The sequence below is a fragment of the Streptomyces sp. R11 genome, from assembly GCF_041051905.1.
Taxonomy (GTDB): domain Bacteria; phylum Actinomycetota; class Actinomycetes; order Streptomycetales; family Streptomycetaceae; genus Streptomyces.
The window spans coordinates 4,003,147-4,028,984 of the sequence record NZ_CP163432.1 but is presented as its reverse complement, the minus strand read 5'-3'; the positions used below and the strand labels follow the sequence as shown (position 1 = coordinate 4,028,984).

General features: G+C 71.2%; 23 protein-coding genes. 13 read left to right on the top strand and 10 right to left on the bottom strand.

Features of this window, described 5'->3' with window-relative positions; genetic code table 11:
• Positions 1-132: 132 nt before the first annotated feature.
• The 4 genes from AB5J55_RS18300 to AB5J55_RS18285 all read right to left on the bottom strand — a co-directional run bounded on the left by AB5J55_RS18300 (position 133) and on the right by AB5J55_RS18285 (position 3,888).
• The gene (locus AB5J55_RS18300; RefSeq protein ID WP_369271715.1) at positions 133-1,500 is read right to left on the bottom strand and encodes an O-antigen ligase family protein; all 1,368 of its coding nucleotides are present in this window, start codon (positions 1,498-1,500) and stop codon (positions 133-135) included.
• Between the two features lie 179 nt (positions 1,501-1,679).
• Positions 1,680-2,675, bottom strand: a complete 996-nt coding sequence (locus AB5J55_RS18295; RefSeq protein ID WP_369271714.1) for an endonuclease domain-containing protein — start codon at positions 2,673-2,675, stop codon at positions 1,680-1,682.
• A 171-nt stretch (positions 2,676-2,846) separates the two neighbouring features.
• A complete protein-coding gene (locus AB5J55_RS18290) occupies positions 2,847-3,053 on the bottom strand; it encodes a DUF397 domain-containing protein (RefSeq protein ID WP_328880999.1) in 207 nt (68 codons plus the stop codon).
• Complete coding sequence (locus tag AB5J55_RS18285; protein ID WP_369276223.1) at positions 3,034-3,888, bottom strand: helix-turn-helix domain-containing protein; 855 nt, start codon at positions 3,886-3,888, stop codon at positions 3,034-3,036. The genes AB5J55_RS18290 and AB5J55_RS18285 overlap by 20 nt, the downstream gene beginning before the upstream one ends.
• 138 nt (positions 3,889-4,026) lie before the next feature.
• Here AB5J55_RS18285 and AB5J55_RS18280 point away from each other — a divergent pair, with 138 nt between their 5' ends.
• Both AB5J55_RS18280 and AB5J55_RS18275 read left to right on the top strand, forming a co-directional pair.
• Positions 4,027-4,254 (top strand): hypothetical protein, encoded by a 228-nt coding sequence (locus tag AB5J55_RS18280; RefSeq protein ID WP_328881000.1) that lies wholly within the window; start codon positions 4,027-4,029, stop codon positions 4,252-4,254.
• Positions 4,251-4,625, top strand: coding sequence for an ATP-binding protein (locus tag AB5J55_RS18275; protein WP_369271713.1), 375 nt, complete (start codon positions 4,251-4,253; stop codon positions 4,623-4,625). Before AB5J55_RS18280 ends, AB5J55_RS18275 begins: the two co-directional genes overlap by 4 nt.
• Before the next feature lie 159 nt (positions 4,626-4,784).
• Here the strand turns inward: AB5J55_RS18275 and AB5J55_RS18270 are convergent, their stop codons facing one another.
• Together AB5J55_RS18270 and AB5J55_RS18265 are read right to left on the bottom strand one after the other, a co-directional pair.
• Positions 4,785-4,946 (bottom strand): hypothetical protein, encoded by a 162-nt coding sequence (locus AB5J55_RS18270; RefSeq protein WP_369271712.1) that lies wholly within the window; start codon positions 4,944-4,946, stop codon positions 4,785-4,787.
• Positions 4,947-5,140: 194 nt separating this feature from the next.
• Entirely contained in the window at positions 5,141-8,104 is a 2,964-nt protein-coding gene (locus tag AB5J55_RS18265) for a BTAD domain-containing putative transcriptional regulator (protein WP_369271711.1), read from the bottom strand.
• 200 nt (positions 8,105-8,304) lie between these two features.
• Between AB5J55_RS18265 and AB5J55_RS18260 the strand changes: the two genes are divergently transcribed.
• A complete protein-coding gene (locus tag AB5J55_RS18260) occupies positions 8,305-9,546 on the top strand; it encodes an amidohydrolase family protein (RefSeq protein ID WP_369271710.1) in 1,242 nt (413 codons plus the stop codon).
• A gap of 52 nt (positions 9,547-9,598) precedes the next feature.
• Here the strand turns inward: AB5J55_RS18260 and AB5J55_RS18255 are convergent, their stop codons facing one another.
• The gene (locus AB5J55_RS18255; protein ID WP_369271709.1) at positions 9,599-10,477 is read right to left on the bottom strand and encodes a hypothetical protein; all 879 of its coding nucleotides are present in this window, start codon (positions 10,475-10,477) and stop codon (positions 9,599-9,601) included.
• Positions 10,478-10,791: 314 nt separating this feature from the next.
• Here AB5J55_RS18255 and AB5J55_RS18250 point away from each other — a divergent pair, with 314 nt between their 5' ends.
• The 6 genes from AB5J55_RS18250 to AB5J55_RS18225 all read left to right on the top strand — a co-directional run bounded on the left by AB5J55_RS18250 (position 10,792) and on the right by AB5J55_RS18225 (position 17,892).
• Complete coding sequence (locus AB5J55_RS18250) at positions 10,792-11,700, top strand: LLM class F420-dependent oxidoreductase (RefSeq protein WP_369276222.1); 909 nt, start codon at positions 10,792-10,794, stop codon at positions 11,698-11,700.
• Between the two features lie 12 nt (positions 11,701-11,712).
• Positions 11,713-12,483 carry an SDR family NAD(P)-dependent oxidoreductase gene (locus AB5J55_RS18245; protein ID WP_369271708.1) on the top strand — a complete coding sequence of 257 codons (771 nt, stop codon included), beginning with the start codon at positions 11,713-11,715 and terminating at the stop codon, positions 12,481-12,483.
• Between the two features lie 117 nt (positions 12,484-12,600).
• Positions 12,601-13,719, top strand: a complete 1,119-nt coding sequence (locus AB5J55_RS18240; RefSeq protein ID WP_369271707.1) for an LLM class flavin-dependent oxidoreductase — start codon at positions 12,601-12,603, stop codon at positions 13,717-13,719.
• 122 nt (positions 13,720-13,841) lie between these two features.
• Positions 13,842-15,572 (top strand): amidohydrolase family protein, encoded by a 1,731-nt coding sequence (locus AB5J55_RS18235; RefSeq protein ID WP_369271706.1) that lies wholly within the window; start codon positions 13,842-13,844, stop codon positions 15,570-15,572.
• Entirely contained in the window at positions 15,569-17,032 is a 1,464-nt protein-coding gene (locus tag AB5J55_RS18230) for an aldehyde dehydrogenase family protein (protein ID WP_369271705.1), read from the top strand. The genes AB5J55_RS18235 and AB5J55_RS18230 overlap by 4 nt, the downstream gene beginning before the upstream one ends.
• 62 nt (positions 17,033-17,094) lie before the next feature.
• Positions 17,095-17,892: an alpha/beta fold hydrolase gene (locus AB5J55_RS18225; protein ID WP_369271704.1), complete on the top strand. Its 798-nt coding sequence runs from the start codon at positions 17,095-17,097 to the stop codon at positions 17,890-17,892.
• 15 nt (positions 17,893-17,907) lie between these two features.
• Here the strand turns inward: AB5J55_RS18225 and AB5J55_RS18220 are convergent, their stop codons facing one another.
• A complete protein-coding gene (locus tag AB5J55_RS18220; protein ID WP_369271703.1) occupies positions 17,908-18,300 on the bottom strand; it encodes a nitroreductase/quinone reductase family protein in 393 nt (130 codons plus the stop codon).
• Between the two features lie 111 nt (positions 18,301-18,411).
• On the opposite strand from AB5J55_RS18220, the gene AB5J55_RS18215 reads away from it, so the two are divergent.
• The gene (locus AB5J55_RS18215) at positions 18,412-19,239 is read left to right on the top strand and encodes an endonuclease/exonuclease/phosphatase family protein (protein ID WP_369271702.1); all 828 of its coding nucleotides are present in this window, start codon (positions 18,412-18,414) and stop codon (positions 19,237-19,239) included.
• A 33-nt stretch (positions 19,240-19,272) separates the two neighbouring features.
• On the opposite strand, the gene AB5J55_RS18210 is transcribed toward AB5J55_RS18215, so the two are convergent.
• Entirely contained in the window at positions 19,273-20,796 is a 1,524-nt protein-coding gene (locus tag AB5J55_RS18210) for a CehA/McbA family metallohydrolase (protein ID WP_369271701.1), read from the bottom strand.
• A 216-nt stretch (positions 20,797-21,012) separates the two neighbouring features.
• On the opposite strand from AB5J55_RS18210, the gene AB5J55_RS18205 reads away from it, so the two are divergent.
• The 3 genes from AB5J55_RS18205 (at position 21,013) to AB5J55_RS18195 (ending at position 25,257) form a co-directional block, all read left to right on the top strand.
• Positions 21,013-21,861 carry an LLM class F420-dependent oxidoreductase gene (locus AB5J55_RS18205; RefSeq protein ID WP_369271700.1) on the top strand — a complete coding sequence of 283 codons (849 nt, stop codon included), beginning with the start codon at positions 21,013-21,015 and terminating at the stop codon, positions 21,859-21,861.
• A gap of 141 nt (positions 21,862-22,002) precedes the next feature.
• The gene (locus tag AB5J55_RS18200; protein ID WP_369271699.1) at positions 22,003-24,615 is read left to right on the top strand and encodes a bifunctional FO biosynthesis protein CofGH; all 2,613 of its coding nucleotides are present in this window, start codon (positions 22,003-22,005) and stop codon (positions 24,613-24,615) included.
• A 90-nt stretch (positions 24,616-24,705) separates the two neighbouring features.
• Positions 24,706-25,257 carry a hypothetical protein gene (locus tag AB5J55_RS18195; RefSeq protein WP_369271698.1) on the top strand — a complete coding sequence of 184 codons (552 nt, stop codon included), beginning with the start codon at positions 24,706-24,708 and terminating at the stop codon, positions 25,255-25,257.
• A 51-nt stretch (positions 25,258-25,308) separates the two neighbouring features.
• Here the strand turns inward: AB5J55_RS18195 and AB5J55_RS18190 are convergent, their stop codons facing one another.
• Positions 25,309-25,815, bottom strand: coding sequence for a DUF2165 domain-containing protein (locus AB5J55_RS18190; protein ID WP_369271697.1), 507 nt, complete (start codon positions 25,813-25,815; stop codon positions 25,309-25,311).
• Positions 25,816-25,838 lie beyond the last annotated feature (23 nt).

Sequence of the window (25,838 nt, the reverse complement as noted above, 5' to 3'; positions counted from 1 at the left end):
AGCCGCCTGTTGCCGCACCGGCCGTTCGGCGGCAGGGGCCGTCCGTGGACTCAGGCGGGGACGGCCGGCCGGAAGGGGATCGGAGCCGGAGTGTCGCCCGGCAAGAGGCTCTGGCCGCCCGAGTCCCGACCCTCAGCTCGCCGCACCGACGCGCTGGGGCCCGTGCCGGGGCCGCTTCGCCTGCGCCGGGACCACGGTCGTGGGCGCACCGGAGCCGCGGCGCCACCCGGCCGGCGCCTCGGCCAGGACGACGGCGAGCACGCACCACAGGAGGACATCGATCCGGTCCAGGTTGGCCGGGTGGTCCATCATGCTCGCCAGGAAGAACCCGGTCAGCGAGGCCAGTCCGACCGTCCCGATGACCGACTTGGCGCGGGCGGCGCGGGCCGCGCAGGACAGGGCGACGACGGCCACGGCGGTCATGGCGAGGAGCCCGAGAGGCCCCGTTTCCACCAGCCGGTTGAGCCAGAGGTTGTGTGCGTGCACGAAGACCCGGTCGCCGGGCGCGGTGGCGGATATGACGGCGCCGGAGCGGCCGAGTCCGACGCCGAGGGGATTGTCGGCGGCGATCTGCAGGGCGGCTTCCCAGGCCTGTCCCCGCACACCCAGTGAGTTCCCGGCCCGGGACACGGCCCAGATGGCGCCGGCCACCACGAGCAGGGCCACGGCACCCAGGGCGGCGAACAGCCGGCGCCGTGCCCGGTCGGCGAGCCGGGGCGCCGGCCAGTAGGCGCCGCCGAGCACGAGAAGCCCGGCGGCGGCGGCGACGTACCCGGCCCGCGAGAAGGTGGCCAGCAGGGCCCCGTATCCGATGACGACCAGCACCACGATCGCCGTACGGGCCGTGCGCTCGTCCACGCACACGGCGGCGAGCAGCGCGAAGGGGAGGAGCAGTACCAGGAAGGCGGCCAGCAGGTTCGGGTTGGAGAAGGTCCCGGTGGCCCGGATGAGGATGCCGTCGCCGCCCGCGTCACAGGCGACGTCGGTCAGCAGCCCGGTCCGGCAGAAGCCGGTCGGCGTCTCGTTGGTCACCTGGGAGAAGGCAGTGGTGGAGGCCGCCGCGACGCCGGCCAGCGCGAGGATCCCGATCGCCCGCCACGACTCGGTCTGCGTACGGCGCACTCCGACCACCAGGTAGTAGCAGCACACGGCGGTCAGCAGGCCGCGCAGCGGCGCCGTGGCGTGCCCGCCGTGGTACGTCGCCGCCCCCGCGGCCACGACCAGCAGGCCGATCGGCACGTCCAGTCGCGTCCGGAAGTCCCGCAGCCGGGCCCGCGGCCGCCCCCGTACGGGAACGACGAGGGCGATCAGGCCGGCCAGCAGGGCGAGCCGCGTCGGCGTGACGATCCCGACGACCGACTCGACGGGGTCGTCGGGGAAGAAGTCGGTGCCGGAGTCGAGCAGCACGACGGCCACCGCGCCCAGCGGCACGAACTGAACGAACCTGACAATCGCCGACGGCCGCCCGGGACCGGCCGGCAAGCTCTGGTCGGATGCCATGGCACCCGAGCGTGGCGGGCGGGTACGACGGGCGGGTTGCGGACGGGCGAACGGCCCGGGGATCCTTGACGGCTGCCGGATCCCCCTCGGGCTCGGGAGGGGGGCGATTGGCAGGAGAGTCCCACCGAGCATCCCGCCAGAGTGGGCAATTGGGACTGACGCTGACACAGATCCGCCAATCAACCTGGCGGGTCGCACGGACCAGGACCGAAGCGGCCTCCACCGGTATTCAGTGCGGCACGGATCTCGCGGATCATCTGTAGAGGCCGATGGAAGACGTCCTCGGCGGTATAGCGCAGTAGGCTCCGCACGTCCGGACTCCGGGCGAGCTGGTTGAAGCGGGCCACGTCACGGCGATGGGCGTCACGAGTGCCGTGATAGGCGTAGCCCTCGATCTCGATCGCCAGTCCCTCAGCCCTGAAGAGAAAGTCGAGATAGCGGCGACGGCCGTCGGGGGTACGCACCTCGACCTGAGTTTCGGGATGGAGGCCGGCGTCGTGCATGCGCAGGCGGGCGATCGTCTCCGCGGGTGAGCCGGAACGGGGGTCGAGCAGCACCAGCCACTCCTGGGCCCTGCCGGCACCGAGAAGCGGGGCCTCCAAGGCCACGGCAAGGGTGGCCGGCGCGATGAGCGGGGCGCGGCGTGCGCCGCCGACCCTGCGGTAGGTGAGCGCGGACTCCACAGCAACGAGCGCATCGTCCCTCGGGCCGGCTCGGAGGAGGTCGGCGAGGGTGCGAGGGACCTCGGTGACGCGCAGGCCGGACCGCTCGACGACCTCGACCTGCGGGAGGGGGATGCGGTGGACCCGTACCCCGGCGAAGCCCTGCCGGGCGCTGAGCCCGGGGTCGGTGAATTCCAGAGGGAATGGACGCCGTGGATCCTCGGCCGGCCTCCCGCGGCCCGGCCTCCCGCCGTCCAGCGTCTCGATCTGCCAAAGGCGAGCAGCCGAGCCATGGCTCACGACGAGCTGCCGCCTGACCAGCTGGGCCGCCTTCAGCCGTACGACGAGGTCGACTTGCCTCCCCGGTTCTGCCCATGCCCCGCCCTGAACGGGGGCCCACCCCTCCGAGCGGAGCCGCCGGAACAGGGACGCCCGAGGCCAGCCGGCTTCCAGCGCCCGCGAGGTCAGCAACACACCGCCGTCGACGAGCGCCCTCAAGTCCTTGCGTTCCACGCCCCACTGTCCCGAAGGCAGGACCCCTCCCGCCCAGCCCTGTGGATAACCCGGCGGCGAAGTCCTGAGGAACCGGAGATGAGCGGGAGAAAGGCAGTTGTGTTCCACCACAGCGCCAGTTCCTGGGCCATCACGTCACCCGCGTGGCACGGACCTGCCAGTCACACCGCGTCAGCGCTTGATCTCCGCGACGAAGGCCGTCCAGGCGGACAGGGGGAACACGAGCACGGGGCCCTCGTCCTCGGCCGTCTTGGAGTCACGGACGGGGACCATGGCGGGGAGGCCCTCGGCGGCCTCGACGCAGTCTCCGCCGCTGCCGTTGCTGTAGCTGCTTCTCCTCCAGCGCACAGTGCTCAGGTCAAAGGCGGTGCTTGCCATTTCGGTAGTCCTCAGCCGCTTCCTCGATCATGGCGAGGGACGCCTCCGGCGGCAGAGCGGCGGCCCTGAGCCGATCGTACGACTTGCGGTACTCCTTCACGAGGGCCGGATCGTCGATGGTGTCCCCAGTGTGGAGGGACTCTGTGTATACGAGGGGAGGGGCATCAGGGAAGGTCATGAGCTTGGCCATGCCGAGCATGAAAGGATGCGCCCCGCAGTTCCACGGAAGAATCTGTGGAGTGATCCGGCGACGACGCGCCAACGCCGCGATGTGGTCGAGCTGTTCGGCCATCTGCTCCGGCGGAAGGATCGCCAGCCGCAGCAGCGACTCGTGCAGGATCGCCCAGTACTCGGGTGTCGCGTGGTCCTCGTCGAAGAGGTGGGCCCGCTCGAGACGGGCGTTCACCTTCGCGTCCGTCTTCTCCTGCGCTTCGAGAGGGTGTGTCGCTCGTACGACCGCGTGTGCGTAGGCCTTGGTCTGAAGCAGACCGGGGATGAGGGTCGGGCACCACTCCTCGATGGCCTCGGCGTGCTTCTCGGCCTCCAGCACCTTCTCGAAGTACGAGGCGTGTCCCTTCCGTCGGGCCTTACGCACGTCCTCGCAGCGGCGTTCGAAGAAGCCGTCGGTCTGCAGCACCTGGTCCACGTGCTCGGCCAGATCGCGTGGCATACGGCGCTCGCCGCGTTCGATCTCACTCAGGTGACTCTGGCCGTAGAAGCTACCCTCGACCAACTGCTGAAGTGTGAGCCCTGCTTTCTCCCGCTTCCACCGCAACTCCTTGCCGTAGAAGCACGGGACGCTTTCCGAGCCGTCGATGTCCTTGCGCCGCACCATGATCTGCCGCCCCCACTCCACAAGTGCCGTGCTCTGTTCCACAGTTCACGCTCGGGAACCTGAACCTCTTTCACGGTACGTCGCGCCGCGTCACTGTGTGAGTGAATCGTCACAGAGTGCACAGGAAGGCGTACGTGCATGAGGCCACGTCAGAATCCCCCCACCGCCTACGACATCACCCTATGCATCGAGGAACTGCGCGACGCTCTCGCCGCCCACGACATCACCCTCCCGTCTCTCCGTGTGGACCTGCCGACCTTCGCAGGCGCGTACCACGCTCCGGTCGGCCTGATCGCCCTCGGCAACTGCAACACGGAAACCGCACGGCAGCTGGCCGCGGCGCTGCGCAAGGCGGCCGGCCGGTGAACGATGCGGGCCTGGAGGTCGATCTGCTCGCGTTGTCCAAGGCGGTGCCCGAGTTGCGGCGCGCGGTGCGGGAGCGGTTTGGGGACATCGGCGGCGAGGTGCAGCTGTGTGTGACCGAGCTGGTGGGAAATGTCGTCCGCCATGTGGGGGAGGGCACCCCTGTTTCCGTGCGCGTGGCTCGCGCGGGCCCTTGCATCCGGGTGGAGGTCGCCGACGCTGACCCGTGCGCTTGGCCCGTTCTGCTGTACGCCGAGGGGGATGACGAGTCCGGCCGGGGGCTGGCGTTGCTGGACGCTGTGGCGTTGCGGTGGGGTGTGGTGCAGGGGGAGTCGGGCAAGACGGTGTGGTGCGAGGTGGGTGGTGAGGGGTGAGACGACACGGCGATGGGGCCGAGCTTGGGCTCGGCCCCATCCGTGAGGAGTCGCTTTACGGCTTGGCGTTGCTGGCCTGCGCCTGCCCCTTGACACGCCTCGGCCGCGGCGGCTTCCCCTCCGCGCCGCCGCGGCCGATTCCCGTGGGGTGCTGGTCCGTCAGGCCTCTTCGCTCGTGATGTGGGTGTCGAGCGGCTTGACCGTGCCGTCGTCGGCATCGGTGATGTGGGTGTCGAGCGGCTTGACGGTGCCGTCGTCGGCATCGGTGATGTGGGTGTCGAGCGGCTTGACGGTGCCGTTGGACTTCTTCTCTTCGGCCATGCTGTTCAACTCCTGTGGCTTGGGTGACGAGGCCCGCCCGGCGACTCCCCCGAGGGCCGCCGGACGGGCTGGTCAGGGCCGTTCACCTTAACGGTGGGCCTCCATGACGATCCGTCTGCCCCCCGACGCGACGGATCGACGGCATTCAGAGTGCCGGGAGGCGATAAACGAACGATGAACGCAGGCCGGGTGGGCTAAGCGGCGGCGACGGGGCTGAGCAGGCCTCGGACCTCCGTGGCCTCCGGGGAGCCCAGATCCTCGTAGATGGACAGGGCTTCACGCCAACAGGCCTGCGCACGGTCGAGCTGCCCGATGCCGTACAGGGCGCGCCCCAGGACGGTGAGCACGTTCCCTCGCCGCCAGTCCCCGCCGATGTCGCGGAGTACGGCGAGTGACTGTTCGGCGAGCGTGGCGGCCTGGGCCGGCTTTCGCTCGGTGAGCAGTATCTCGGCGATCCGGAAGATCGTCATGCCCTCCCAGAGGCGCTGGCGACTGTCTCGGAAGACCTCAAGCGCCTCTCTCAACTGCTCGACGGCATGAGTGGGTTCTCCTGCCTGGGCAAGAGCCAGCCCCAGGGCGTAGCGGCCGTTGGCGCCCCGCAGGGTGTGGCCCAGGCGGTCGTAGACACTGACGCCCTGTCGCGCGAGCTCGATCGCGCTCTTCGTCTGTCCCATGGCAAGGTGCGAACGGGAGAGGTTGCACAGCGCGTTGGCCTCACCCGCCAGGTTGCCGTCCGCCCGGAAGTTGGTCAGGGCCTCCTGAAGATGGGCGGCCCCTTCGGCGTGCCGGCTTCGGTAGACCGCGATCACGCCGCGATGATTCGGCACCCAGCTGTTGAGGGCTGGATCGCTGATCTGCCGTGCCAGAGCCGCGGCCCGGCTCACTTCCTCGTCGGCCTGGGCGAATCGCCCTGCCGCCAGATGGGCGTCCGTCAACGTCGTCCGGGCGCGCCCTTCCGCCTGGACGTCGCCCGCCGCCTGAGCGGCATCGCGAGCGGCCGTCGCCGCTGCCTCGTAGTCACGGGAGTTGGCGCCCGACTCGGCCAGGTCCTTCGCCGCCCAGAGGAGATCGACAGCCCTGCGCAGGTTGCCGCTGCGCACGGACTGACCCGCGCAGGCCAGCAGGCAGTTCGCCTCGGAGTACAGCCAGTCCTGAGCCTCGTGGCGCGTGCTGAAGCGCAGGCCCGGGAACTCCCCGTGCTCCAGATGATCCACCAGCCGATCCCCCGGACGCTCGATCGCGTACACCCCCGCCGCCGTGGCCAGATAGAAGTCCAGCAGCCGCGACAGCGCCGCATCCCGCTCACTCGGCGGCCACTCGTCCCGCTCGGCGCACGCACGCGCGTAGAGCCGCACCAGATCGTGGTACCGATACCGCCCGGGCGCCGCCGACTCCAGCAGTGACGTGTCGACGAGTGATTCCAGCAGGTCCTCCGTCTCCGCCACCGGTAGATCCAGTACGGCCGCAGCCGCCGGCAGTGAGACGTCCGGGCCGTCCGCGAGGCCCAGGAGGCGGAAGGCGCGGGCCTGGGCGGGGTCCAGGGCGCCGTAGCCGAGTTCGAAGGTGGCCTTGACCGCGAGGTCGCCGGCCTGGAGCTCGTCCAGCCGGCGGCGTTCGTCGGCGAGCTTGGCGGCGAGGACCGAGACGGTCCAGGTGCGGCGGGCCGCGAGGCGGGACGCCGCGATGCGGATCGCCAGCGGCAGGAAGCCGCACGCCGCGACCACGTCCAGCGCCGCCTCCCGCTCGGACGCCACCCGCTCCTCGCCGACGATCTTCGTGAAGAGGGTCAGCGCCTCGTCCGGGGACATCACGTCCAGGTCGACCAGGTGGGCGCCCGCGAGGTCGACCATGCGGACCCTGGAGGTCACCAGCGCCGCGCAGCCCTCGGTGCCCGGCAGCAGCGGTCGTACCTGGGCGGCGTCCCTGGCGTTGTCCAGCAGCACCAGGACCCGGCGGCCGTCCAGGACCGAGCGGTACAGCGCCGAGCGCTCCTCCAGTGAGTCCGGAATGGCCGAGTCCGCCGTGCCCAGGGCCCTCAGGAAGGACCCCAGCACGGTCTCCGGCTCCGCCGCCCGCGGGCCGGCGCCCTGCAGGTCGACGTACAACTGCCCGTCGGGGAAGGCCGAGCGGGCCTGGTGTGCCACGTGCACGGCGAGTGTCGTCTTGCCGACCCCGCCGATGCCCGCCAGCGCCGACACCGCCATCACCCGGCCCTCGGACGAGGCGAGGACGTCGCTCAGCTCGGAGACGAAGGCGGAACGGCCCGTGAAGTCGGGCACGGTCGCCGGAAGCTGGGCGGGACGTACCGGCATCACCGGCGGGTCGGCCACCGGAGCCGACGGTTCCGCGAGGCCGGGGTCGGCCTGCAGGATCCGCTGCTGGAGTTCCTTCAGGTCCGGACGTGGGTCAACGCCGAGTTCGTCCGCCAGCAGGCGGCGGGTGTCCGCGTACACCGCCAGCGCCTCAGCCTGCCGCCCGCTGCGGTACAGCGCGAGCATCAGCAGCTCACGCAGCCGCTCCCGCAGCGGGTGCTCCGCCGTCAGCGCCGTCAGCTCCGAGACCGCCTCGGCGTGGCAGCCCTGCTCCAGGTCCATGTCGAGGCGGGACTCCAGCAACTGCAGCCGCCACTCCTCCAGGCGGACCCGCTGGGCCTCCGCGTACGCCCCGGGGACCCCGGCCAGCACCTCCCCGTCCCACAGCGCCAGCGCCCGGCCCAGCACCTCCCGGGCATGGCACAGATCCCCGGCGTTGCGCGCCTTCTCCGCCTCCGCCGCCAGCTCCTGGGCCGCCGCCAGGTCCAGCGCGCCCTCGGCCAGGCCGCGCACCGCGTAGCCGCCCGACTCGCTCACCAGGACCCCGGGGTCCAGCACCTTGCGCAGCCGGGAGGCGTACGTTCGTACCGCCGCCAGCGCCTGCGAGGGCGGCTCCTCGCCCCACAGGGCGTCGATCAGCTCCGCCGCGGTCGCCGTGCGGCCCTCGCGCAGCAGGAGGGCCGCGAGCAGGGCGCGTTGCTGGGGAGAACCGGTGGGGAGCTGTTCCTCGCCGCGCCACGCGCGTACCGGGCCGAGCACACCGAAGCGCAGCGCACCCGCCTGCTCCGCCGTATCTGTCGAGGAGCCAGGACGCCTCTGCTCCGGCACTCGCGGTACCCCGTCCATCGCAGTCCCCCTAGGACCCGTTTACATCCCCGCCAGTTTGCCTTGTTCATGGCAGTTGCGTCAGCTGTGGAGGGGGTGATCACAGCCAGGCGCGCGGGATATCACAAGGTCCTCACGTGCTCTCCGCACGGCGTTGGGCACTCCCCGCCGCACCCGGGGCCGCCTCTGCATAGCTGACGGACCGTCAGATCGGCGCTACCGTGGCGGACATGGACACCGAGACCGCGTTTCCCCTGATCATCTCCGTCGACGACCACACGGTCGAGCCGCCCACGGTCTGGCAGGACCGGCTTCCGAAGAAGTACCAGGACACCGGCCCGCGCATAGTTCGCGCGCCGTTGAAGGAAATGACCTTCCTGGGCGGGCGGTTCAAGCCCGTCATGGGCCGGCCGGGCGACGACGGTCCGATCGGCGACTGGTGGGTGTACGAGGACCTGCAGCGGCCGCTGACCCGCCTCGACACCGCCGTCGGGTACAGCAGGGACGAGATCAAGCTGGAGGTCATCACCTACGAGCAGATGCGCCCGGGGTCGTACGACGTCCCCGCCCGCCTCGCCGACATGGACGTCAACCACGTCCAGTCCGCGCTCTGCTTCCCCACCTTCCCCCGCTTTTGCGGCCAGACCTTCACCGAGGCGCAGGATCACGAGCTGGGCCTGCTGGGCGTCCGGGCGTACAACGACTGGATGGTGGAGGAGTGGTGCGGCCCCGCCGCGCAGGGCCGTCTCATCCCGCTCACCCTCATCCCCCTCTGGGACGCCGAGCTGGCGGCAGCGGAGGTCCGCCGCAACGCCGCACGCGGCGTGCGTGCCGTCGCGTTCTCCGAGATACCCCCGCACCTCGGGCTCCCGTCCGTCCACACCGACTACTGGGACCCGTTCCTCGCCGCCTGCGACGAGACCGGCACGGTCGTCGCCATGCACATCGGCTCGTCCAGCAGGATGCCCTCCACCTCGGCCGACGCCCCGCCCGCCGTCGGCTCCACCATCACCTTCGCCAACTGCTGCTTCTCGATGGTCGACTGGCTGATGAGCGGCAAGTTCGAGCGCTTCCCGAACCTCAAGGTCATGTACGCCGAAGGGCAGATCGGCTGGATCCCGTACATCCTCGAGCGCGCCGATGTGGTGTGGGAGGAGAACCGTGGCTGGGGCGGGGTCGCCGACAAGGTGCACCGGCCGCCGTCCGAGCTGTTCGCCGACCACGTCTACGGCTGTTTCTTCGACGACGCGTTCGGGCTGCGGAACCTGGACTCGATCGGCGTCGGGAACGTCCTGTACGAGACCGACTACCCCCACTCCGACTCCACCTGGCCGAAGTCGCGCGAGGTCGGCGAGGCGCAGATGGGGCACCTGGACGCGGACGTGGTCGAGCGGATCGTACGGCGCAACGCGATCGATCTGCTGGGCCTGACGGACGACGGGCTGTGGCCCGGGAGGGCATGAGCAGGCCGCGGTCCCGTCAAGGGGCCGCGGCCGCAACTCGTGGCAGCCGGCGTCAGCCGAGGAACACCGACGAGATCCTGTCGTCGAAGTCGACCGAGGCCAGGTCGGCGATGTTGCCCTGAACCACCTTGGAGTCGCCCTTGCAGTCCTTCTCGGACCAGATCTTCAGGGTGCCGGCGGCCTGGAGGGAGGAGGCGGAGTCGTCGCGGCCGACGTTCTGGCATCCGGCACCGGCCAGCCCCTCGGAGGGGTCGCCGAAGTTCCGCTCGTCGGAGAGGGTGACGCTGGTCGCGGGGGCCACACCACCCTGCTCGTCGCCGGCGCCGTCCTCTTGCCCGGCTCCCGCCTTCTGGCCGTCCGGCGTCACGCCGAACCAAGTGCCGCCCACACCCTGTCCGTTGGTGTCACCGGGCTTGAGGTCCTTGCTGAAGCGGTAGACCGGCCAGCCGCCGACGGTCACCTGCAGGTTGCCGTCGGCGCGCTTGACGACGCCCACGTCGGACTTGTCCACACCGTCGATGAAGATCTTGCCGCCGGGGGCGACCAGGACCGGCGGCCAGGTGGTGGCGCACTCGCCGGCGCAGTTCGACCGGGACGGGTTCGCGGTGTCCTTGTCGAAGCGGTAGAGGGTGAAGCCGGCGCCGTTGACGACGACCGGGTTCAGGTCGCCCGCCCGGGCCGCGCTCAGCTGCACCCACTTCTTGGCGACCGGCTTGCTCGCCGGCTTCCCCGGGCTGTTGGCCCAGTCGCCGGTGCCGGGGGCCGCATTGTTCTGCTTGGCCGAACCGCTGGTGAAGCTCAGGCTCCCCTGGGCGGCGGCGGCCCCCTCGCGGGCGGCGGACGCGGCGTTGCCGGTGCCGTTGCAGGCGGTCAGCAGCAGGGCCGCGGCGGCGGTGGTGGCGGCGATCGCGGCGATGCGGTTGCGGATCATTCTCGGTCTCCCCGTTGTCCCGGCGCCCGGACCTCCCGGGCAGCCACCGCCCAGTACGAACCCCTCGCCGACCGCCCTCACCCGGTGACGTGCCTGAGACACGAACACGACGGATCGCGGTCAATCGGACGAAGTTCGCGACATTCCACCGGTCCGGCGAGCGCCCCGCGAGGGCCGCAGCAGTTCCGCCTCCACCCCTTGTCTGTTGCGGCGCCAGCCCCGACGATGACGCCCGGAACAGATATGACGGTTCGTCAGATCGAGGAGGGTGCGTGTCCATCCAAGTCCCGCCGGACGGGCGGACGCTGTTCGGGATGCAACTCCCGATCCAGTCCCAGAGCACGATCTACGCCGAGCCCTGGGAAGCCGCCGCCGGCCCGGGCGACCTGAGGGCGATCGCCGTCGCCGCCGACCGGGCCGGCTTCGACTACATCGCGAGCTGCGACCACGTCGGCGTTCCGCGCCGCCTCGCGCCCGCGATGAGCACGATCTGGTACGACCCCGTCGCCACCCTCGCCCACCTCGCCGCCGTCACCGAGCGCGTCCGGCTGCTCAGCCATGTCGCCGTCGTCGGCCTGCGCCACCCGCTGGCCACCGCCAAGCAGTACGCCACGCTGGACCACCTGTCGGGCGGCCGGTTGATCCTCGGTGTCGGCGCCGGGCATGTGCGCGAGGAGTTCGAGACGCTCGGGCACGACTTCCGGCAGCGCGGGGCCGTCCTCGACGAGGCGATCGACGCCCTGCGCGCCGCACTCGGGCCGGAGGAGTTCCCCGAGCACCACGGGAAGTTCTACGACTTCGAGGGACTCGGCCAGTTGCCCCGGCCGGCCCAGCCGCGCCTACCCGTCTGGGTCGGCGGATCCTCGCCAGCCGCCGTACGCCGGGCCGCGCTCAAGGGCGACGGCTGGCTGCCGCAGGGCGACCCGCGCGACCGGCTGCCGGAGCAGATCGCCACGCTGCGGCGGCTGCGCGCGGAGGCCGGCATCGAGGAGCCGATCGTCGTGGGCGCCATCACCGAGCCGCTCTACGTGGGCCGGCCCGGCTGGGAGGTGGGCCGGCGGACGATCACCGGTGCGCCGGAGGCGCTCGCCGAGTCCCTGCGGGCCTATCGCGCGATGGGCGTGCACCAGATCCAGGTGCGCTTCCGCTGCCGGAGCCGGGACGAACTCGTGGACCAGATGACCGCCTTCGGGGCCGAGGTCGCCCCGTACCTCGACCAGTGACTGGAGTGAGCCATGGGCAAGCTGGACGGCCGGGTCGTGATCGTCACCGGCGCGGCACGCGGACAGGGCGAGGAGGAGGCGCGGCTCTTCCGGGAGGAGGGCGCCGAGGTGGTCGTCGCCGATGTGCTCGACGAGCAGGGCGAGGCACTCGCGAAGGAGATCGGCGCGCTGTACGCGCATCTCGACGTGGGGGAGGAGACGGACTGGCAGGCCGCGGTGGCCGCCGCCAAGAGGGCGTACGGCCGGGTCGACGGGCTGGTCAACAACGCCGGCATCCTGCGCTTCAACTCCCTCGTCGACACGCCCCTCGACGAGTTCATGCAGGTCGTGCGGGTCAACCAGGTCGGCTGCTTCCTCGGCGTCAAGACGGTCGCGCCGGAGATGGAGGACGGCGGCACCATCGTGAACACCGCCTCCTACACGGCCGTGACGGGCATGGCGGCCGTGGGCACCTACGCGGCCACCAAGCACGCCATCCTCGGCCTCACCCGCGTCGCCGCGCTGGAACTGGCGCCGCGCGGCATCCGGGTCAACGCGATGTGCCCGGGCGCGATCGACACCGCCATGTCCAACCCGGCCCATCTGGACCCGGGCGCGGACCCCGAGGAGACCTCGAAGGCCCTCGACGGGCTCTACCGCAAGCTCGTGCCTCTGGGGCGGATCGGGCGGCCCGATGAGGTGGCCCGGCTCGCGCTGTTCCTGATGTCGGACGACTCGTCGTACATCACCGGCCAGCCGTTCGTGATCGACGGCGGCTGGCTGGCCGGGGTGAGCGTCATCTGATGCACCGCCCTCATCTGATGGCCAGTCAGCTATTGACGGTGCACGGGAGCGGTGCCACAGTCGGCGGAAAGTGAATCTGACGGTACGTCAGAAACTATGTGGGGACGGTGAACCTCCTTGGAATTCGGGCTCTTTGTACAGGGATACGTGGGCAAGCGCGCCGAAACCGACCCGCTCGCCGAGCACAAGGCGCTGATGGAGGAGACCGAATACGTCATCCAGGCGGACAAGTCCGGCTTCAAGTACGCCTGGGCGTCGGAACACCACTTCCTGGAGGAGTACTCCCACCTCTCCGCCAACGACGTGTACCTGGGGTACCTGGCGCACGCGACGGAGCGGATCCATCTGGGGTCCGGCATCTTCAACCCGCTCGCCCAGGTCAACCACCCGGTCAAGGTGGCCGAGAAGGTCGCCATGCTCGACCACCTCACCGAGAACCGCTTCGAGTTCGGCAGCGGGCGCGGCGCAGGGTCGCACGAGATCCTCGGGTTCATACCGGGCGTGACCGATATGAACTACACCAAGGAGATCTGGGAAGAGACCATCGCCGAGTTCCCCAAGATGTGGCTCCAGGACGAGTACACCGGCTTCCAGGGCAAGCACTGGTCGCTGCCGCCGCGCAAGGTGCTGCCCAAGCCGTACGGGAAGTCGCACCCCGCGATGTGGTACGCCGCCGGATCGCCGCCGTCGTATGCGATGGCCGCGAAGAAGGGGCTCGGGGTGCTCGGCTTCAGCGTGCAGAAGGTCTCCGACATGGAGTGGGTGCTGGAGCAGTACAAGACGGCTGTCGTGAACGCCGAGCCGATCGGTGACTTCGTCAACGACAACGTGATGGTGACCACCACGGCCATCTGCGCGCCGACGCACGCCGAGGCGATCGAGACCGCCGTGAACGGCGGGCTGCACTATCTGCCGTCGCTGGTGTTCCGGTACCACGACACGTTTCCCCGCCCCGAGGGGTTCCCGGTGTGGCCGGAGACGCTGCCCCCGTACACGCCGGAGTTCGTGGAGTTGCTGATCGAGGAGGAGTTGCTGATCTGCGGGGATCCGGACGAGGTGCTCACGCAGTGCAAGCGGTGGGAGCAGGCCGGGGCCGATCAGTTGAGCTTCGGGCTGCCGGTGGGGGTGCCGAAGGAGGAGACGCTGCGGACGATTCGGTTGATCGGGGAGCACGTGATTCCGAAGATCGACACGGATCCCGTGCATCGGACTTCGCGGTTCCGCAGGGGTGTCTGATCGCCGTTGGCGGGTGCGGGTTTGTGGGGGCTGGTCGCGCCCACGCGGCGGAGCCGCATATCGATACAGCCCCACGCCCTGAACGGGCGCGGCCCGCACTCGGAATCTGAGGAGGAACCGTCATGCTCGATCACGTCATCAAAGGCGCGACCGTCGTCGACGGGACGGGCGCGCCCGCCTACACCGCCGACGTGGGTGTGCGCGATGGCCGTATCGCCGTCATCGGCACGATCACCGAGGAATCCCGCACCAGTGAGGACGCCGCCGGGCTGATCCTCGCCCCCGGGTTCGTCGACCCCCACACCCACTACGACGCCCAGCTCTTCTGGGATCCGTATGCCACCCCGTCCCTGAACCACGGGGTGACCACGGTCGCCGGGGGGAACTGCGGGTTCACCCTGGCCCCCCTCAACCCTGCGCGGCCCGAGGACGCCGACTACACGCGGCGGATGATGTCCAAGGTCGAGGGCATGTCGCTGGTGGCGTTGGAGGAGGGGGCGCCCTGGAGTTGGAGCAGCTTCGGGGAGTATCTGGACGCCCTGGAGGGGCGGATCGCCGTCAACGCGGGGTTCATGGTGGGGCACTGCGCGCTGCGCCGATACGTCATGGGGCCGGACGCGGTGGGCGGGCAGCCCTCCTCGGAGCAGCTTGCCGCGATGGTGGGGCTGTTGCGGGAGGCCATGGAGGCGGGGGCCTGGGGGCTGTCCACCACCCAGTCGACCTCGCACTCCGACGGCGACGGGAAGCCGGTGGCCTCCCGGCACGCCGGACCGGCCGAGCTGCTGGCCCTGTCACGGGCCGTCGGGGAGCACGAGGGCACGCAGATCGAGGCCATCGTGGCGGGCTGCCTGGACCAGTTCAGCGACGACGAGATCGACCTCTTCGTGGAGATGACGGCCGCCGCCGGCCGCCCCCTGAACTGGAACGTGCTCACGATCGACGCGGCGGTTCCCGAGCGGGTGCCCAGGCAGCTGGAGGCAAGTGAGCGCGCCCGCAAGGCCGGTGGCCGGATCGTGGCGCTCACCATGCCGATCCTCACGCCGATGAACATGTCGCTGGGAACCTTCTGCGCCCTGAACCTGATCCCCGGGTGGGGGCCGGTCCTGGGGCTGCCCGTCAAGGAGAGGATCGCCAAGCTCCGAGACCCGGACGTACGGGCCGAGATGCTGCTGCGGGCCCGGTCCAAGGAGGCGGGAGTCTTCCGGCGGCTCACCCACTTCGGGCGGTACGTCATCGGGGACACCTACAGCGAGGCGAACCGGGGGCTGACCGGACGGGTCGTTCAGGACATCGCGGCCGAGCGCGGGCAGGAGCCCTTCGAGTGCCTGGTCGAGATCTGCGCGGCGGACGATCTGCGTACGGTCCTGTGGCCGATGCCCACCGACAACGACCCCGACTCCTGGGCGCTGCGCGCCGAGACGTGGCGGCACGAGGACGTCATGCTGGGCGGCTCGGACGCCGGGGCGCATCTGGACCGGATGTGCGGGGCGCCGTACACGACCCGGTTCCTCGGGGACTGTCTGCGCGGGCGGAAACTGGTCGGCCTGGAGCAGGCGGTGAGGATGCTCACCGACGACCCCGCCCGGCTCTTCGGCCTCCGTCACCGGGGACGTGTCCAGGAGGGCTTCCATGCGGACCTGGTCCTCTTCGACCCGGAGCGGATCGACGCCGGCAAGGCAACCCTGGTGCACGACCTGCCGGGTGACAGCCCGCGGCTGGACTCCAGGGCGATCGGTGTGCGGGCGGTCTGGGTCAACGGCGTCGAGGCGATCCGCGACGACGTGGTGACCGGGGCCGTGCCGGGGCGCGTGCTGCGCTCGGGGCGGGACACCAGGACGGTGGCCACCCGATGAGCCACAAGCCGGTCGACCGGCAGCGGTTGTTCGTCGGGGGCTCGTGGCTGGAGCCGGACGGCGGGTACTACGCCGTCGTCGATCCGGCGACCGAGGAGACCGTCGGGTGGGCTCCGGAGGCCTCGCGGGATCAGGTGAACGCGGCCTGCGCCGCGGCCCGCGAGGCCTTCGGGCCGTGGTCGCGTACGTCGCCCGAGGAACGGGCGGCCGTGCTGGGGCGGGCGGCGGACATCATCCGCGGCCACCTGGTGCCGTATGCCGAACTGGCCCAGGCCGAGACCGGGGCGACCACGGGGACGGCCCGGGGCATGCAGGTGGGCGTCGGGGCGGCCCGGTTCCGGCGCTACGCGCGCGTGGAGCCCGCCGAGTGGGCGATCCCGCCGCAGATCAACGAGGCGGGGCCGATGGGGAAGGCCGGTGTGATGGGTGCGCTGGCCGTCCGCCAGCCCGTCGGGGTCGTCACCTGCATCACCTCGTACAACAACCCGTGGGCCAACCCGGCGGGCAAGATCGCGCCCGCGCTGGCCATGGGCAACACCGTGGTCGTGAAGCCCGCCCCGCAGGATCCGCTGTCCGTCTACCGGATGGCGGAGGCGCTGGAGGCGGCGGGGGCTCCGGCGGGTGTGGTGAACGTGGTCTGCGGGCGTTCCGTGGAGGTCGGCGAGGCGGCCGTCTCCTCCCCGGACGTCGACATGGTGAGCTTCACCGGCTCCACGGCGGTCGGGCAGCGCATCGCCGAGGTCTGCGGGCGGGACATGAAACGCCAGCTGATGGAGCTCGGCGGGAAGGGCGCGGCGGTCGTCCTCGACGACGCTGACCTCGGGTCCGCCGTGGCCGGGATCGGGACGACGTTCTCCTTCTACAGCGGGCAGATCTGCACGGCGCCGACGCGGGTGCTGGCCCAACGGGGCCTGTACGACCGGCTGGTCGAGCAGTTGGCCGGCTACGCGGGACGCCTGAAGGTCGGCGACCCCCGGGAGCCGGACACGGTGGTCGGCCCGCTGATCTCGGCGGCACACCGCGACCGCGTGGAGTCGTACGTCGAACTCGGCCGCAAGGAAGGCGCGGTGGTCGTCGCCGGCGGCGAACGTCCCTCCCTCGACACCGGCTTCTACGTCACGCCGACCCTGCTCGCCGACTGCACCAACGACATGCGGGTGGCCCGCGAGGAGATCTTCGGCCCGGTGGTCGTCGTCATCCCCTTCGACGACGAGGACGAGGGCGTGGCCCTGGCCGACGACAGCGACTACGGCCTCATCGACTACGTCTGGTCCGGCGACGTGGCCCGCGCCTTCCGGGTGGCCCGCCGGCTGCGGGCCGGCGGTGTCGGGATCAACACCGTCGGCCGCAACATGGAGGCGCCGTTCGGCGGGTTCAAGAAGAGCGGGGTCGGCCGCGACGTCGGCTCGTATGCGCTCCACGCCTACAGCGAGGTGCAGGCGATCGTGTGGCCGGGGTGAGCCGCGGGGATTGACCGGACGCAGGCTGTCACCGGAGCCGTATACCGGGCAGGGTCATCCGTATGGGACACATGGTGCAGGTCAAGGGCGGCGAGGTCTGGGTGGACGACGCGGGCCCGGACGGCGGGGCCGCGGCCGGACCGCCCGTGGTGCTGCTGCACTCGGGAGTCGGCGATTCCCGGCTGTGGGAGCCCGTACTGACCGGCCTGGCGGCCGGACGTCTTCGGGTGATCCGGTACGACGCCCGCGGCTTCGGCCGGTCACCGGCGCCCACCGTCTCCTACACCCAGCTCGACGACCTCAGGAGCGTCCTGGACCACTTCGAACTGACCCGGGTGGTCCTGGTCGGCTCCAGCATGGGCGCCAGAACCGCCATCGACCTGGCCCTGAGCGACCCCGGCCAGGTGGCGGCCCTGGGTCTGCTGGTGCCCGGCGTCAACGGTTACGAGGGCCTGGAGACGCCGGAGGTGACCGAGGAGATCGGCCGGCTGGCCACCGCCCGTGACATGGACGGCCTGGTCGCCTTCGCACTGCGGACCTGGGGCGCGGCGGGCGCCGACCCCGACACCGAGGCCGAGCCCCTGCTGCGGGCGGCGATTCCCGCCTGGTTCACGACCTACGGCCACGAGACCGAGGGCGGGCGGGCCTTCGACCGGCTGGGCGAACTCGACCTGCCCTGCACGCTCCTGCTCGGCGAGCGGGACCAGCCCGAGGTGATCCGCTGCAACGAGGCGATGGCCGCTCGTATCCCCGGCTGCCGGCTGGTCCGGCACCCGGACTGCGACCACTTCCCCACGCTGCGGGCGCCGCGGGACGTCGCACGGCTGGTGACGGAGCTGTGCGAACGGGCGTCGGCCTGACCGGCGCCGTACGCGTCAGTCGGTGAGGTCCACCCGGATCGTCAGCAGATCCGCCCCGAACGCCCGCACTCCGGCGCTGTTGACGCGGGGCAGGCCGCGCAGGCGGGCGATCGGGTCGTCGTCGGGCAGCAGATGCGCCGTGCCCGTGTGCCACCGTCCCCTGATCCGCACCCGTACCCGCGCGTCGGCCTTGATGTTGCGCACGTACTGCGACCGCTCCCCGAACTCCGACACCAGCCAGAACGAGTCCCCGACCCGGCGTCCGCCGACCGGGGTGCGGCGGGGCAGGCCGGAGGTGCGGCCCGCGGTCTCCAGCAGGGTCTGGGTCGGCAGGCGGCGCATCACGGCGTTGAGCCGCCGCTGGAAGGCCGTGACGTTCCGGTATTTCGTCGCTGCGCGGCTGGACATGGTGTGCCGTTCTCCTGACTCGTGGCGGTGCTGATGCTCTTCAATGTCTCTCACGGGAGATCGAACGAACGGTGGGGACTCGAACGGTTCCTCTATGAGAGACGGTGGCCCATGCGGGTGGTGACCTGGAACCTGTGGTGGCGCTTCGGGCCCTGGGAGGCCCGGCAGAAGGCGATTCTCGCCGAACTGCGCGATCTGCGCCCCGATGTGGTCGGCCTGCAGGAGGTGTGGGCCGACGACCGCGAGAATCAGGCCGAGTGGCTGGCCGCCGAACTCGGCATGCACTGGGCGTGGGCCCCGTCCCCCGCCCCCGAGCGCTGGCGCCGGCGGATCGGCGACCACACGGTCGACATCGGGAACGCCGTGCTGAGCCGCTGGCCGGTCGTCGCTCAGCGGACCCTGCGGCTGCCGGCGCCCCCGGCCGTCGACGACGGCCGCCTCGCCCTGTTCACCCGCCTCGCCACCCCCTCGTACGACATCCCCTTCTGCACCACCCACCTCACCTCCGCCCTGCACGGCTCGGCCGTACGCTGCCGACAGGTGGCCGCGCTCGCCGAGTTCGTCGCCGAGAACCGGGGCGACACGCCGTTTCCGACGGTCGTCACCGGCGACTTCAACGCCTGGCCCGACTCCGACGAGGTCCGCCTCTTCGGCGGCTACCGGACCGCGCCGGTCGTACCCGGCCAGGTCTTCTTCGACGCCTGGCAGTACGCCGCCCCGGACGCCCCCGCCGCCACCTGGGACCGCTCGAACCCGTACGTCGCCGACAGCCGGGAGCCGAGCGTGCGGATCGACTACATCCACGTGGGCCCGCCCGGCAGGGACGGCCTGGGCCACGTACGTGACGTCCGGCGGGCGGGCGCCGCCCCCGTCGACGGCGTCTGGCCCTCGGACCACGCGGCCGTGGTCGCCGACCTCGCGACCGAGCCCACGCCTTGACAGCAGGTCGCCCGGCCGACGGGCCGACAGCTCCTACGAACGCCCCAGGAAGATCGGGTTCGTGACCGCCGCCAGTGCCCCCGGCAGCGGGCCCACCGCTGTCTCGTGGCGCAGTTCCGCCCGTACGTAGGCCGCGTAGGCCGGGGTCGTGCGCCATTCCACGACACCCGAGCCAGAGACCGGCAGTGGGGGGCTCGTGAACAGGACGCCCTGGTCGGTGACGAAGCGGACCGTGCAGCGCGGTGCGCCCGTGGCCTCCAGGCGGACGGTGACCGGCGTGCTGCGGGGGACCTCCAGGCGCTCTCCGATGCCGGCGTGCTCGCCCTTGCCACCGGACACACCGAAGGTCAGCGAGACGTTCTTCGACTCGGCGATGTACGACCGCCCCGCCTTGATTCCCTCCTGGATCGCCTCCCGCGTCAGGTCGTCCGCCAGCACGACCGTCTGGGGCGTGCCGACCGGGTCGGGGTCGCGGTGGGCGTCGCTGTTGCCCATCGCCGGGATCCACGCGTCCGAACCCGAGCGCACGGACGCGACCAGCGTGCTGTCCCAGTCCGCCAGGGCCATCTCGTCGTCCGGGGTCCACGGCCCGTTCCAGACCTCGATCGCGTCCGCCTCGCCGAAGCCGAACTTCCAGTTGCAGCCGACGCAGGTGGCGTGCGGGTGGGCGGGGACGACGAGACCGCCGGACCTGCGGATCTGGCGGGCGAACTTGCCGAAGCGGTTGTCCCGGGCGCGGTAGCGCCAGTCGATGAAGGTGCCGGGGTCGATGCCGAGCGCCACGACGTGGCCGTTTCGGGTCGTGACCTCCTCGCCGAGCATGATCAGGAGGTCGTCGCCCGCCGCGTCGGCCCAGTGCGCGTGCGCCGAGTGCGTGTTGTGCTCCGAGCTGTTGATGAAGTCCAGGCCGGCCGCGCGCGCGAGGGCCGCGATCTCGGCGGGCGTACGGCGGCCGTCTGAGTACCAGGAGTGCAGATGGCAGTCGCCCCGGTACCAGGCCCGCCCCCGCCCCTTCGCCCGCTCCGGCGGGTACGTCGGCTCGACGGGCTCGGCGGGCTCGCCGTAGGCGAGCGTGATGGTGACCTCGTACGGCAGCCCCTGCGGGGCCACCGTGTACGGGCCGAGGGCGATGTGCCAGGTGCCCTCCCGGACCGGCCCCGGGATGTACCCCGGCGTCGCCTCGTCCGCCCGGATGAAGAACTCCGTGCGCGCCCCGCCCGACCAGCCGCGGAAGCCACGGCCGCCGAGCTCGGTGCCGCGCCAGTCGAAGATGCCGATGTCGAGGGCGTTGCCCGGGGTGCCCGCGGGGACGGACGGCTTCTCGTAGGAGTAGGAGACCTTGATCTCCCGCACCCCGGACGGCACTTCGACCGGCAGATACACGAAGTCGGGGGACCCGGGCGGCAGGGTGCCCCGCACGGTACGGGTCTCGGCGTCCTGGGTGTCGTCGGCACCTCTGGCGAAGGTCACGCTTCCCAACGTAAGCGCGGCGGCGGCGCCCGTCACGAACAGAGCGCGTCTTCCCAGGCCGGCGCCCGCGTACTCGTCCTCGCACATGCTGCTGCTCCCCAGGTCGTCGTGAAGGACTTGGCATGGGTGGTGCAGGGTGGTGCGTGCAACTCTGGTATTCAGCCGTGAACTGCCGTGCAAGGGAAGGGAATCGGCAGCCAATCGGGAGCTGTCCAAGCTCCGCGGGGCGCCCGAAGGGGGAGAACCGTATGTGCCGACCGGTCGGTATCGACATTGCGGCATCCGCACGGTACAGATGCAGTCATGCGCATCTCCGTCACGATCTTCCTCACCGACGAGACCATCACCCCGACCCGGCTCGCGCGTGAGCTGGAGCAGCGCGGGTTCGCGGGGCTGTACCTGCCCGAGCACACCCACATCCCCGTCGAGCGGACCACCCCGTACCCGGCCGGCGGCGATCTGCCGCCCGAGTACGGCCGCACCCTCGACCCCTTCGTCGCCCTCGGCCAGGCCGCCGCCGTCACCGAACAGCTGGGCCTCGGCACCGGCATCACGCTGGTCGCGCAGCACGACCCGATCGACCTGGCCAAGCAGATCGCGACCCTGGACCACCTGTCCGGCGGACGCTTCACGCTCGGCCTCGGCTTCGGCTGGAACGTGGAGGAGGCCGCCGACCACGGCGTCGAGTGGGCCACCCGCCGCGACCTCGTCCGGGACCGGATGGCCCTGATGCGGGCCCTGTGGGCGGACGAACCCACCGCGTACGACGGTGAGTTCGACGCCGCACGGGCGAGCCTCGCCTACCCCAAACCCGTACAGAAGCCGCGCGCCCCCAAGGTCAACGGCCCCCGCACGCTCATCGGCGGAGCGGCCGGCCCGAAGCTGTTCGCGCATATCAGCGAGTACGCCGACGGGTGGCTGCCGATCGGTGGCCGCGGACTGTCCGAATCTCTACCCCGGCTCCGCGCGGTCTGGGCCGACGCCGGCCGCGACCCGAACGCCCTCCAGGTGGTGCCGTATGCCGTGTTCCCCACCCCCGGCAAGCTCGGGCACTACGCGGAACTCGGCATCGAGGAGGTCGTGGTGCAGCTGCCTCCGGCGACGGAGACGGACGTTCTGCGGGTGTTGGACGAGTATGCCGAGTACGTGTAGCCGACTGGGCGGGCAGCTAACCCAGGGGGCGGGGAACTGCGCGACCAGCCACGACCGGCCCGCACCCGGCAACGTACCGCGGCTCCCCAGAACCAACCCCGGCCCCGCTGAACTGGCGGAGCTCGACCGTATGCTCGAAGGATGACGACTCCCGAGACCTCCGGAACCGGCCCCACCGACCGCCCCGGCGGAACCGGCCCGACCGAGAACTCCATGCGTCGCGCCCTCAAACGCGCCCGTGACGGCGTCGCCCTCGACGTCTCCGAGGCGGCCGTACTGCTCCAGGCCCGCGGCGAGGCCCTCGACGACCTCGTCGCGTCCGCCGGCCGGGTGCGGGACGCGGGCCTTGACGCGGCGGGCCGGGCCGGTGTCATCACGTACTCGAAGAGCGTCTTCATCCCCCTCACCCGGCTGTGCCGGGACAAGTGCCACTACTGCACCTTCGTCACCGTCCCCGGCAAGCTGCGCCGCGCCGGGCACGGGATGTTCATGTCGCCGGACGAGGTCCTCGACATCGCCCGCAAGGGCGCGGCCCTCGGCTGCAAGGAAGCCCTCATCACCCTCGGCGACAAGCCCGAGGACCGCTGGCCCGAGGCCCGCGAATGGCTCGACGCGCACGGCTACGACGACACCATCGCCTACGTCCGCGCCATCTCCATCCGCATCCTGGAGGAGACCGGCCTGCTCCCGCACCTCAACCCCGGCGTCATGACCTGGACCGACTTCCAGCGTCTGAAGCCGGTCGCCCCGTCCATGGGCATGATGCTGGAGACGACGGCGACCCGCCTGTGGTCCGAGCCGGGCGGCCCGCACCACGGCTCCCCGGACAAGGAGCCGGCCGTCCGGCTGCGCGTCCTGGAGGACGCCGGCCGTTCCTCCGTCCCCTTCACGTCCGGGATCCTGATCGGGATCGGGGAGTCGTACGAGGAGCGGGCCGAGTCCCTCTTCGCGCTCCGGAAGGTCTCCCGGGCCTACCACGGCATCCAGGAACTGATCATCCAGAACTTCCGCGCCAAGCCGGACACCGCGATGCGCGGCATGCCGGACGCGGAACTCGACGAACTGGTCGCCACGGTCGCCGTCGCCCGGCACATCATGGGCCCGAGCGCCTGCCTCCAGGCCCCGCCCAACCTGGTGGACTCCGAGTACGAGCGCCTCATCCACGCCGGCATCGACGACTGGGGCGGCGTTTCGCCGCTCACGATCGACCACGTCAACCCCGAGCGCCCCTGGCCGCAGATCGAGGAGCTCGCCGAGCGCTCGGCGGCGGCCGGCTTCGAAATGCGCGAACGCCTCTGCGTCTACCCGGAGTTCGTCCAGCGCGGCGAGCCCTGGCTGGACCCGCGACTGCGCCCGCACGTCCGGGCACTCGCCGACCCGGAGACGGGCCTGGCGCGTGCGGACGCCGTCGTCCAGGGACACCCGTGGCAGGAGCCGGAGGAGGTCTTCGTCGCCTCCGGCCGTACGGATCTGCACTCCACGATCGACACCGAGGGCCGTACGTCCGACCGCCGCGACGACTTCGACGAGGTGTACGGCGACTGGGGTGCCCTGCGCGAGGCGGCGGCGCCCGGGATGGCGCCGGAGCGCATCGACACGGATGTGCGCAAGGCACTGGCGACCGCGGCCGACGACCCGACCCGGCTGAGCGACGGGGAGGCGCTGGCGCTGCTGCACGCGGACGGCCCGGCGCTGGACGCGTTGTGCAAGGTCGCCGACGACGTCCGTAAATCGGCGGTCGGCGACGACGTCACGTACATCGTCACGCGCAACATCAACTTCACCAACGTCTGCTACACGGGCTGCCGCTTCTGCGCCTTCGCCCAGCGCAGGACGGACGCGGACGCCTACACCCTCTCCCTGGACCAGGTGGCCGACCGCGCCCAGCAGGCCTGGGACGTGGGCGCGGTGGAGGTCTGCATGCAGGGCGGCATCCACCCGGACCTGCCCGGGACGGCGTACTTCGACATCGCGAAGGCGGTGAAGGAGCGGGTCCCCGGCATGCACGTGCACGCCTTCTCGCCCATGGAGGTCGTCAACGGCGCCACCCGCACCGGCATGTCCGTCCGCGAGTGGCTGACGGCGGCCAAGGAAGCCGGGCTGGACTCCGTCCCCGGCACCGCCGCCGAGATCCTCGACGACGAGGTCCGCTGGATCCTGACCAAGGGCAAGCTGCCGGCGGCGACGTGGATCGAGGTGATCACCACGGCACACGAACTCGGCATCCGGTCCTCGTCCACGATGATGTACGGCCACGTCGACCAGCCCCGCCACTGGCTCGGCCACCTGCGCACCCTGGCCGGCATCCAGCAACGCACGGGTGGCTTCACGGAGTTCGTGACACTCCCGTTCATCCACACCAACGCGCCGGTGTACCTGGCGGGGATCGCGAGGCCCGGCCCGTCGATGCGGGACAACCGGGCGGTGACGTCGATGGCCCGTCTCCTGCTCCACCCCTGGATCCCCAACATCCAGACCAGCTGGGTGAAGCTGGGCACCGAGGGCGCGGCGGAGATGCTCCGCTCGGGCGCGAACGACCTGGGCGGCACGCTGATGGAGGAGACGATCTCGCGGATGGCGGGGTCGTCGTACGGCTCGTACAAGTCGGTACGCGACCTGGTGGCGGTCGCCGACGCGGCCGGGCGCCCGGCCAGGCCCCGCACCACGCTGTACGGCGAGGTGTCGCAGGAACGGCAGCGGGCGGCGGCGGCCTCGGACGGGCACCTGCCGGAGCTGTTGCCGGTGCTGGACTGAGACGGAGACGGCACAGGACCGTGTCGCGGGGGTCGGTACGATGATCCGACCCCCGCTGGAGGGGTTCCGTAGCTGAGGAGATGCGTGCCCGTGCCTGCTCCCAAGGTCTGGGTGACCGGTCTGACGGTGGGCGCGATAGCCGCCGTCACCGTCCTCGCCATGCAGGCCGACAAGGGGCCGCACCCGACGGCCGCGGCGGCCCGCCCGAGCGCGTCGGCGGCGGCGGGGGCCACTCCCGCCCCGACGAAGTCCGCCGCCCCCGCCGCCGTACCGGACGGCTCGGGCACCGGGCGCCGGGTCGTCTACTCCCTCGCCGAGAAACGGGTCTGGCTGGTCGACGCGAGCGACGCGAGCCGCCGTACCTTCACCGTCTGGCCGGGCACCGTGAACCCGGACCCCGGCACCTACACGGTGTCCTCGCGCAACGAGGCCACCACGGGCTCGGACGGCGTGCAGATCGAGAACATCATCTACTTCGCCGCGAAGTCCGGCATCTCCATCGCCTTCTCCAACGCCGTCGACGGCTCCTCGCCCCCGCCCGCCGCGGGCAAACAGACCGGCGGGGTCCGGATGCGCGCGGCGGACGGGGCGGCGCTGTGGACGTTCGGGGAGACGGGCACGACGGTGGTCGTGGTCAAGTAGCGGCGATCCCGCTCCAGCAGTGGTGATCCCGGTCAGCCGGTGGCCGGCCGCTCAGCCGGCGGACTTCTCCTTGCCGGACGCCAGGTTGACCACCAGCAGCACGACCCCGCTCAGCAGGAACACCCGCGTCGCCGCGTCGAGCCCGTTCCAGTCCGCCGACTGCCACATCGAGAACCACTCCCCGCCGATCGCGATGAACCCGCCGCCGAACAGCAGCATCAGCATCAGCAGACCGTAGGTGGAGAAGCGCCGGGCACTGAGGTCGTCGCGGCGCAGCCACAGCCAGGTGCCGTATATGAGGACGAGCGCGGCGACGGTCTCCCAGACGATGATCGCGACGTAGGCAGCGTCCTGAAGGCCCTTGCTGGTGATGGCTCTCCACATCAGGTCCTCGTCCTTGAACGTCGTATCCATCGCCAGGACGTGCCGCACGAACTGCTGGTTGGTCCCGAAGTCGGTGATGTTCCCGAAGGCGACGAGGGCCGTGTAGAGGGCGACGGTCGCGGTGAGGAGGGTGGCCGCGAGATGGAGTGCGTTGCGTGGGGGTGTCGTTGACATGATGGTCATCTTCCCTGTGGAGG

Coding starts and splice junctions, on each gene's coding strand:
- AB5J55_RS18300 (WP_369271715.1), bottom strand. CDS start 1,500: ATGGCATCCGACCAGAGCTTGCCGGCCGGTCCCGGGCGGCCGTCGGCG.
- AB5J55_RS18290 (WP_328880999.1), bottom strand. CDS start 3,053: ATGGCAAGCACCGCCTTTGACCTGAGCACTGTGCGCTGGAGGAGAAGC.
- AB5J55_RS18285 (WP_369276223.1), bottom strand. CDS start 3,888: ATGGTGCGGCGCAAGGACATCGACGGCTCGGAAAGCGTCCCGTGCTTC.
- AB5J55_RS18280 (WP_328881000.1), top strand. CDS start 4,027: ATGAGGCCACGTCAGAATCCCCCCACCGCCTACGACATCACCCTATGC.
- AB5J55_RS18270 (WP_369271712.1), bottom strand. CDS start 4,946: ATGGCCGAAGAGAAGAAGTCCAACGGCACCGTCAAGCCGCTCGACACC.
- AB5J55_RS18265 (WP_369271711.1), bottom strand. CDS start 8,104: ATGGACGGGGTACCGCGAGTGCCGGAGCAGAGGCGTCCTGGCTCCTCG.
- AB5J55_RS18255 (WP_369271709.1), bottom strand. CDS start 10,477: ATGATCCGCAACCGCATCGCCGCGATCGCCGCCACCACCGCCGCCGCG.
- AB5J55_RS18250 (WP_369276222.1), top strand. CDS start 10,792: ATGCAACTCCCGATCCAGTCCCAGAGCACGATCTACGCCGAGCCCTGG.
- AB5J55_RS18245 (WP_369271708.1), top strand. CDS start 11,713: ATGGGCAAGCTGGACGGCCGGGTCGTGATCGTCACCGGCGCGGCACGC.
- AB5J55_RS18235 (WP_369271706.1), top strand. CDS start 13,842: ATGCTCGATCACGTCATCAAAGGCGCGACCGTCGTCGACGGGACGGGC.
- AB5J55_RS18230 (WP_369271705.1), top strand. CDS start 15,569: ATGAGCCACAAGCCGGTCGACCGGCAGCGGTTGTTCGTCGGGGGCTCG.
- AB5J55_RS18225 (WP_369271704.1), top strand. CDS start 17,095: ATGGGACACATGGTGCAGGTCAAGGGCGGCGAGGTCTGGGTGGACGAC.
- AB5J55_RS18220 (WP_369271703.1), bottom strand. CDS start 18,300: ATGTCCAGCCGCGCAGCGACGAAATACCGGAACGTCACGGCCTTCCAG.
- AB5J55_RS18215 (WP_369271702.1), top strand. CDS start 18,412: ATGCGGGTGGTGACCTGGAACCTGTGGTGGCGCTTCGGGCCCTGGGAG.
- AB5J55_RS18210 (WP_369271701.1), bottom strand. CDS start 20,796: ATGTGCGAGGACGAGTACGCGGGCGCCGGCCTGGGAAGACGCGCTCTG.
- AB5J55_RS18205 (WP_369271700.1), top strand. CDS start 21,013: ATGCGCATCTCCGTCACGATCTTCCTCACCGACGAGACCATCACCCCG.
- AB5J55_RS18200 (WP_369271699.1), top strand. CDS start 22,003: ATGACGACTCCCGAGACCTCCGGAACCGGCCCCACCGACCGCCCCGGC.
- AB5J55_RS18190 (WP_369271697.1), bottom strand. CDS start 25,815: ATGTCAACGACACCCCCACGCAACGCACTCCATCTCGCGGCCACCCTC.